The 7414-nt window shown below is 72.7% G+C and carries 8 protein-coding genes; 5 read left to right on the top strand and 3 right to left on the bottom strand.

Features of this window, described 5'->3' with window-relative positions; genetic code table 11:
- Positions 1-94 precede the first annotated feature (94 nt).
- Complete coding sequence (trxA, locus tag ACFVDP_RS04280; RefSeq protein ID WP_383482927.1) at positions 95-499, bottom strand: thioredoxin; 405 nt, start codon at positions 497-499, stop codon at positions 95-97.
- A gap of 142 nt (positions 500-641) precedes the next feature.
- Here trxA and ACFVDP_RS04275 point away from each other — a divergent pair, with 142 nt between their 5' ends.
- On the top strand, positions 642-2084 hold the full coding sequence (locus tag ACFVDP_RS04275) for a dihydrolipoyl dehydrogenase family protein (RefSeq protein WP_383482924.1): 1443 nt from the start codon (positions 642-644) through the stop codon (positions 2082-2084).
- A gap of 74 nt (positions 2085-2158) precedes the next feature.
- On the top strand, positions 2159-2680 hold the full coding sequence (locus tag ACFVDP_RS04270) for an SRPBCC family protein (RefSeq protein WP_383482921.1): 522 nt from the start codon (positions 2159-2161) through the stop codon (positions 2678-2680).
- Here ACFVDP_RS04270 and ACFVDP_RS04265 read toward each other — a convergent pair.
- Entirely contained in the window at positions 2607-3284 is a 678-nt protein-coding gene (locus ACFVDP_RS04265) for an AIM24 family protein (RefSeq protein WP_383482918.1), read from the bottom strand. The two genes, ACFVDP_RS04270 and ACFVDP_RS04265, sit on opposite strands and share 74 nt — an antisense overlap.
- Positions 3285-3528: 244 nt before the next feature.
- Here ACFVDP_RS04265 and ACFVDP_RS04260 point away from each other — a divergent pair, with 244 nt between their 5' ends.
- The 3 genes from ACFVDP_RS04260 (at position 3529) to ACFVDP_RS04250 (ending at position 6160) form a co-directional block, all read left to right on the top strand.
- Positions 3529-4221 carry an HAD family hydrolase gene (locus tag ACFVDP_RS04260; protein ID WP_383482915.1) on the top strand — a complete coding sequence of 231 codons (693 nt, stop codon included), beginning with the start codon at positions 3529-3531 and terminating at the stop codon, positions 4219-4221.
- A gap of 131 nt (positions 4222-4352) precedes the next feature.
- Positions 4353-4955 carry a winged helix-turn-helix domain-containing protein gene (locus ACFVDP_RS04255; protein ID WP_383482912.1) on the top strand — a complete coding sequence of 201 codons (603 nt, stop codon included), beginning with the start codon at positions 4353-4355 and terminating at the stop codon, positions 4953-4955.
- Positions 4952-6160, top strand: a complete 1209-nt coding sequence (locus tag ACFVDP_RS04250; RefSeq protein ID WP_383482909.1) for an MFS transporter — start codon at positions 4952-4954, stop codon at positions 6158-6160. The genes ACFVDP_RS04255 and ACFVDP_RS04250 overlap by 4 nt, the downstream gene beginning before the upstream one ends.
- Here the strand turns inward: ACFVDP_RS04250 and ACFVDP_RS04245 are convergent.
- Positions 6134-7336, bottom strand: coding sequence for a methyltransferase (locus ACFVDP_RS04245; RefSeq protein ID WP_383482906.1), 1203 nt, complete (start codon positions 7334-7336; stop codon positions 6134-6136). The genes ACFVDP_RS04250 and ACFVDP_RS04245 overlap by 27 nt on opposite strands.
- Positions 7337-7414 lie beyond the last annotated feature (78 nt).

The raw sequence follows: 7414 nt of genomic DNA, 5'->3' as shown, positions 1-7414 counted from the left end.
CCAGAGGGCGAATGAGGAGAGAGGGGAGGGGTGGGGAGCGGGCTGGGGGGGGAGCGGGTCACCCCACCCCCCCCCCCACCCCGCCCCCGAGGGCTCAGGCCTCGTCGGTCGGCTGCCCCTGCTGCCCTTCCTGGGCCTGCTGCTCGGCCACGGACTTGCGGACCTCGTCCATGTCCAGCTTGCGGGCCTGACCGATCACGTCGTCCAGGGCCTCCTGGGGGAGCGCGCCCGGCTGCGCGAACACGGCCACCTGGTCACGGACGATCATCAGCGTGGGAATCGACTGGATACCGAACGCGGCGGCCAGCTCGGGCTGCGCCTCCGTGTCGACCTTGCCGAAGACCAGGTCCGGGTTGGCCTCGGCGGACTTCTCGTAGACCGGGGCGAACTGCTTGCAGGGCCCGCACCAGGACGCCCAGAAATCGATCAGCACGAACTCGTTCTCCGTGACCGTCTGATCGAAGTTCTCCTTCGTCAGCTCCACAGTGGTGCTGCTCATGGTGTTTCCCTCTTCCTGCTTCCTGGGTTCGGGGCGAAGCCGTAGGGGGCAAAGCCGCTGTGCACAACCGTCCGGCTGCCGGACGTATTCCGCGCCCATACCCATGTGGCCCGCACGCACACCTACGACCACACTGGACGGCATGACACATGCCACGGATACCACGAACGACCACGCGTACGACGTAGTAGTGCTGGGGGCGGGACCGGTCGGAGAGAACGTCGCGGACCGGGTGCGGGCCGGCGGCCTGAGCGCGGCGATCGTGGAGAGCGAGCTCGTCGGCGGCGAATGCTCGTACTGGGCGTGCATGCCCAGCAAGGCGCTGCTGCGCCCGGTGATCGCCCGGGCCGACGCCCGGCGGGTGCCGGGACTGCGCCAGGCCGTGCAGGGCCCGCTCGACACGCCTGCCGTGCTCGCCCACCGCGACGATTTCACCTCGCACTGGAAGGACGACGGCCAGGTCGGCTGGATCGAGTCCATCGGCGTCGACCTCTACCGGGGCCACGGCCGTCTCGACGGACCCCGCCGGGTCACGGTGACCGCCGAGGACGGCACCGTGACCGTACTCACCGCCCGGCACGCCGTCGCGGTCTGCACCGGCACCCGCGCCGCCCTGCCCGCCCTGCCCGGCCTGCCGGAGGTCAAGCCCTGGACCAGCCGGGAGGCGACCAGCGCCGACCATGCGCCCGGACGGCTGATCGTGGTCGGCGGCGGGGTCGTCGCCACCGAGATGGCCACGGCCTGGCAGGCCCTCGGCTCGCAGGTCACCCTGCTGGTACGCGGTGACGGCGTGCTGGACCGGATGGAGCCGTTCGCCGGTGAGCTGGTCGTCGACGCCCTGCGGGAGGCCGGGGCCGAGGTGCGCACGGGCGTGTCCGTGACCGCCGTCGAACGCAAGGACGGCACGATTTCGGCCACGCTCACCGACGGGACCGTCCTGGAGGCGGACGAGATCCTCTTCGCGACCGGGCGCGCCCCGCGCACCGAGGACATCGGCCTGGACACCGTCGGGCTGACCGCCGGCTCCTGGCTGAGCGTGGACGACAGTCTCCGCGTCGAGGGCAGCGACTGGCTCTACGCGGTCGGCGACGCCAATCACCGGGCGCTCCTCACCCACCAGGGCAAGTACCAGGCGCGCATCGCGGGCGCCGCCATCACCGCCCGGGCGGCCGGGGTTCCCCTCCTGGAGACCGACCGCTGGGGCGCCCACGCCGCCAGCGCCGACCGTTTCGCCGTCCCGCAGGTCGTCTTCACCGACCCCGAGGCGGCGAGCGCGGGCCTGACCCTCGCCGAGGCCGAAGCGGCGGGCCACCGCGTCCGCGCCGTCGACTACGACCTGGCGAACGTGGCCGGCTCCAGCCTCTACGCCGACGGCTACACCGGCCGCGCCCGCATGATCGTCGACCTCGACCGCGAGGTGCTGCTCGGCGTCACGTTCGTCGGCCCCGGCGTCGGCGAGCTCATCCACTCGGCGACCGTCGCGATCGCCGGCGAGGTACCGATCGACCGCCTGTGGCACGCGGTGCCGGCGTACCCGACGGTCAGCGAGGTGTGGCTGCGGCTGCTGGAGACGTATCGCGGCTAGGTGAGCAGTTCCGGTCGGCGGTTGCCGGAGTGGCACAGGGGTCGCACGCTGGTCCTGAGAAGGAGCGTGATCCCGTGGCCCGCAACCGCCGACTGATCCTGAGCCCGCCCGCCGAGGTGTGGCGGTTGCTGTCCGACGGCCACCGCTACGGGGAGTGGGTGACCGGGAACCAGCAGGTGCTCGCGGTGGACCCCGACTGGCCCGCCGTGGGCGCCGCGCTGCGGTTCCGGGTCGGCATCGGCCCGCTGACCACGGACGACATCAGCATCGTCCGGATCTGCGAGCCCGAGCACCGGCTGGAGCTGGAGGCGAAGGCGGACCCGTTCGGCGCCGCGCGCGTCGCCATGAAGCTGATCCCGTGGGGCGAGCACACGCTGTTCGTCCTCGACTGGCATCCCCTGCGCGGCCCGGGCACCCGGATGCACGGTCTGCCGGTGGACTACCTGGTCAAGGTGCGCAACGGCATGATGCTCACCAAGCTGGCCAGGATCGCGGTGGCCGAGCGGGCACCCGACACCCGGTCTAGTGCTGCTGCGGCTTCTGCGGGGTCGCCTCGCTCGGCCGCACCACCACGAAACCCTCGCCCTCCAGCATGAGCTGGACGGCCTCACCGGAACCGCCGCGGATCATCGACCCGATCGACTGCGAACGGTGCAGTGACGTCCGCAGATCGGCGCTCCAGCCGACCACCGCGTCCGTGTCGACGTACACCGGCGCCTGCGGCGACACCGGCACGACGAGCGGATTGCCCTCGCAGATCAGGCCCAGCCGGCCGTGCCCCGAGAACACGCTGTTGAAGAGGCCGCCACCGGACATCCCGGCGCCCTTCACCGTCTTGATGTCGTAGGACAGCGAGGGGTCGAAGCAGAGCACGTTGCGCCCGTTGACCGTGAAGACGTCGCCGGGTTCGAGGTCCACCACGAACACGTTCTGCGCCTCCTGCGCGAACCAGGCCTCGCCCCGCCCCTTCACCTTCATGAGGGCGAGACCCTCCCCGGTGACGGCCCGCTTCAGCATGCCGCCGACGCCCTGGCCCTTGCGCTCGAACTGCAGATTCCCCCGGTAGGCGATCATCGATCCCTGCCGCGCCATCATCTCTCCGTCGACGACGTACCGGATCGACTTGGCGTTCTGAACGGACATGCCCGGCGCCACGGCGGCCTGGACCATGAACTCACTCGCGAAAAGATCACCCTTCATCGGGGCATCGTGTCCCGGAGGGACTCGTTCCGACAAGGTGTGCGCGAGATCTCCTGTGGGCGCCGCCGGCGCCAGGGCGTGCAGGCGCACCTGGCACCGGCGGCGAGCGAGATGAGCGGGCGGGGTAGAGCCCGCTGCCTCGACCCGTACTACCGGCCCAAGTCGGCAGCCGGATGCACTCGTTGAGAAAACCAGGGAAAAAAATCGCGAGGACGGGAGAGATGCCGGACAGAACAATGGACCCATGACTTCTGGATCATCCGCATCACCCTCGGTCCCGGGCCCCGTCCGCGCTGTTCTCTTCGATTCGGGAGGGGTGTTGATACGGCCCATCGGCGGGCGCTGGAATCCCCGGGCGGACTTCGAGGAGACGGTGCTCCGCCGCCGTCCGACGCTCACGCGCGAGGAGTTCGCCGCCGCCGTCGAGGCAGGCGACCGGTTCATGGACGCCTCGCCGTCGACACCCGACCGCGACGACTACCACCGGGTCATGCTGCACCACTTGGGCGTGGAGCCGACCGCGCCGCTCCTCGCCGAGCTGCGCCGCGAGATTCCCCCCGCGCAGATCCTGGAGACCTACCCCGACGTCGTGGAGACGCTGGAGGAGCTGGAGCGGCGCGGCGTGCGCAGGGCCGTGGTGTCCGACGCCTGGCCCGAACTGCCGGACCTGCACGACGCGTTGGGCATCGGGAGGTTCTTCGAGGCCTACGCCATCTCCGCCGTGCTCGGCTGCGACAAGCCGGACCCGCGGATGTACCACCACGCGAGCACGGCACTCGGCCTCGATCCCGCCCAGTGCCTGTTCCTCGACGACGACCCGGAACTGGTCCGCGCGGCGATCGACCTCGGCTACGAGGGGCGCGCGGTGTGCCGAACGCCGGTGGAGACGGACGTGCCCTCCGTCTCCGGACTGTCCGAGGTGCTCGCGTTGGTCTGAGAGTTCGGGGTCTGAGAGGTCGGGGTCTGAGAGGTCGGGGCGGACACGGCCCGGGCGGACCACGCGGATCGCGAAGAACTGTTCGCGAAGAACTCTTCCCGAACGAGTCTTCCCTGTCTACGCTCGGGGCCATGGGAGAAGCCCCCGACGAACGGCCCCGCGATCCGCATGTCCCGCCCGCAGAAGGCGAGTTCACCCTCGACACCGCCGCACTGCGGGTGCTCGCCCACCCCATGCGCCTCGCGCTCCTCGACGACCTCCGGCGCGGAGGCCCCGCGACCGCACGGCAGTTGGCGCGGCGGTTCGAGCTGGACTCCGGGGCCGCCAGCTATCACCTGCGCCGCCTCGCCGCGGGCGGCCTCATCGAGGAGGACGTCGAGCGCGGCAACCGGCGGGACCGGTGGTGGCGGGCGCTGCACCGCGCCTCGCAGCACGACCCCGCCGAGCGCGGCGGGCCCGAAGGGCGGGCCTACACGCAGGCCGTGGCGCTGGCCGCCGCCGAGAGGCTGCGCACGGCCGCCGCGCGGACGGTGCCCGCCATGCCCGACGCATGGTTCGCCGTGTCCGCGTTCAGTGACTTCGACGTGCGGGTCACCCCCGATGAACTGCACGCGCTGAAAAGCGAGTTGTACGCCGTCGTCGCCCGGTACCGGGACAAGGAACCCGCGCCGGACGCCGTACCCGCCACCGTGCAGTTCCAGGCGTTCCCCGCCGACGAGACCCCCGGAGCATGACCGCGCCGGCCACCGTGGCGAGTGCGCACCGTGATCCGAACGTGCTGCGCTGGCTCGGCGCCTACACCACGTCCGTCACCGGCGACGTCCTCTACATGACGGCCCTGACCTGGGCCGTCGTCGACACCGCCGGGCCTGCGCAGGCCGGGCTCGTGCTCGCCGCGGGCGCCGTGCCCCGCGCCGTCCTCATGCTGGGCGGCGGAGTCCTCGCCGACCGGTTCGGGCCGCGCCGGGTGCTCATCGGCAGCGATCTGGTTCGCTGCCTCACCGTGCTCGCGGTGGCCGCCGCCCTGTCCGCGGGCGGTGCGCACCTCGCGGTGCTGTGCGCGCTCGCGGTCTGCTTCGGCGTCGCCGACGCGCTGTTCCTCCCCGCCGTGGGCGCGCTGCCCCCGCGGCTGACCGCGCCGGACCAGCTGACGCGCGTCCAGGGCATGCGGTCGCTCGCGGTGCGGTTCGCCAACACGGCGGGCCCGTTCGCGGCGGGCGCGGCACTCACGGGGGCAGGCCCGGCCGGGGCGTTCACGGCGGTCGGCGCGCTGTTCGCCGTGTCCCTGGTGCTCCTCGCCCGCCTGCGCGTGCCCGGCGAACCGGCACCGGCGACGGCCTCCGCCTGGGACCAACTCCGGGACGGACTGCGCTATTTGGCTGGACGCCGGTCCCTCGTGCGGCTCGTCGCCGTCATCGGGCTCGGCGAGATGTGCTTCAGCGGCCCGGTCGGCGCCGCGCTCGTCCTGCTCACCGACGAGCGCGGCTGGAGCCCCGGCACCCTGTCGCTGCTGCTCGGCGCGTTCAGCGTGGCGGGCGCGGCGGCGGGCGTCGCGCTCACCCTCGTACGACGGGTGCCCGCACCGCGCACCCTGCTCGCCGCGAGCCTGTCGGCGACCGGCGTCCTCGTCGCCGCCCTCGGGCTCGCCCGGCCGGGACCCGGCGCCGCCGTCGTCCTGTGCGCGCTGCTCGGCGCCGCGAGCGGAGTGCCGATGGTGCTCGGCCACGCCCTCCTCCAGCAGCGGACCGCACCCGGCTACACCGGCCGGGTCACCTCGGTCACCTCGCTGTGCACCCTCGGACTCAGCCCGCTGCTGCTGCCCCTCGCGGGGCTGGTCGCGGCGGCCCGGGGCGCCGGGGTGTTCCTCGCCGGGTGCGGCGCGGTGTGCCTGCTGGCCGCCGCGCTCGCTCTGTCACTTCCCGCGGGCCCGCGCGGGTGACGCCTGCTTCACGGCCTTGAGGATCACGAACTTCGGGTCACCGGCGACGAGTTCACTGTTGCCGAACAGGCGGCGCAGCTTGAGGTGGTAGCCCAGATGCCGGTTGCCGACCACCCACAGCTCGCCGCCGGGCGCCAGCGCGGCGCGGGCCTGCGTGAACATCCGCCAGGCCGTCGCGTCCGTCGTCGCCTGGTGCGAGTGGAAGGGCGGATTGTTCAGGACGAGGTCGACGCTGCCGTCCGGGACCCCCTCCAGACCGTCGGCGGCCCGGAAGCCCGCCCGGCCCGCGCCCTCCTCGACGTTCTCCCGGTACGTGGCCTCGGCGGACGCCACCGCCTGGTACGACTCGTCGGTGAACAGCACCTCGGCGCCGGGATGGGTGAGCGCGGCCGTGGTGCCCACCACCCCGTTCCCGCAGCCGAGATCGACGATCCGGCGGGCGCCGGTGGCCGAGGGCACGTGCTGGAGGAGGAAACGGGTGCCGATGTCGAGGTGCTCGGCGCAGAACACCCCGGCGTGGTTGACGACCGTGCGGCCCGCCAGCGGGCCGATGCCGTCGGGCAGCTCGTACCGGTACGGCCAGGGGTTCGGGCCCGGGGCCAGGGACGGGTCGGGCGTGGTGAAGATCAGCCGCGCCTTCTTCTCGGCGAGCGAGGTGCGGGTCGGGCCGATGATCCGCTCGAACAGCTGGAGCGTCGAGGTGTGGATCTCCTTGACCATGCCGGTGCCGACGACCACCGTGCCCGCATGGACGGCGGGCCGCAGCCGGTGCAGCTGGTCCTCCAGGAGGGCCAGGCTCTTCGGGACGCGCACCAGCAGCACATCGGCCCGGGCCGGCGGAACGTCCTGGGTGGTCAGCAGAGTCGGCCCGGAGAGGCCGTTGCGCTCAAGGTTCGTGTGCGTGGCCTGCCGACCGAGGTAGGAGTCCGAGATCAGCGTCGGCGCGCAGCCGGTTCCCGCGAGCGCCGCGCCCAGGGCGCCCCAGCGGTCCCCGACCACCACGGCGGAGCCGGACAAGTCGACACCCTGCTCGGCGAGGTGCTTCAGGAGATAGGCGTCGGCCGCGTCCCAGGCGCGCAGCGGGTCGCGCGGGTCCTCGGGATGGCGGGTCAGTGCCAGGTCCGACCAAGGGGTGGTCAGGACGGGTGCGGGGGCGGCCTTGTCGGTGCGGTTCATCGTCTCGCAAGGCTAGCCGAGGCCCGGGAACCGCCCGGTCCCCGGCTCACGGCGGTGCGGCCGGGCTCGCGCTCCGGC

The organism is Streptomyces sp. NPDC057694, assembly GCF_042799415.1.
In the GTDB taxonomy this organism is placed as follows: domain Bacteria; phylum Actinomycetota; class Actinomycetes; order Streptomycetales; family Streptomycetaceae; genus Streptomyces.
Note: the sequence above shows the minus strand (reverse complement) of the source record. Positions and strands in the feature narration are given on the sequence as shown.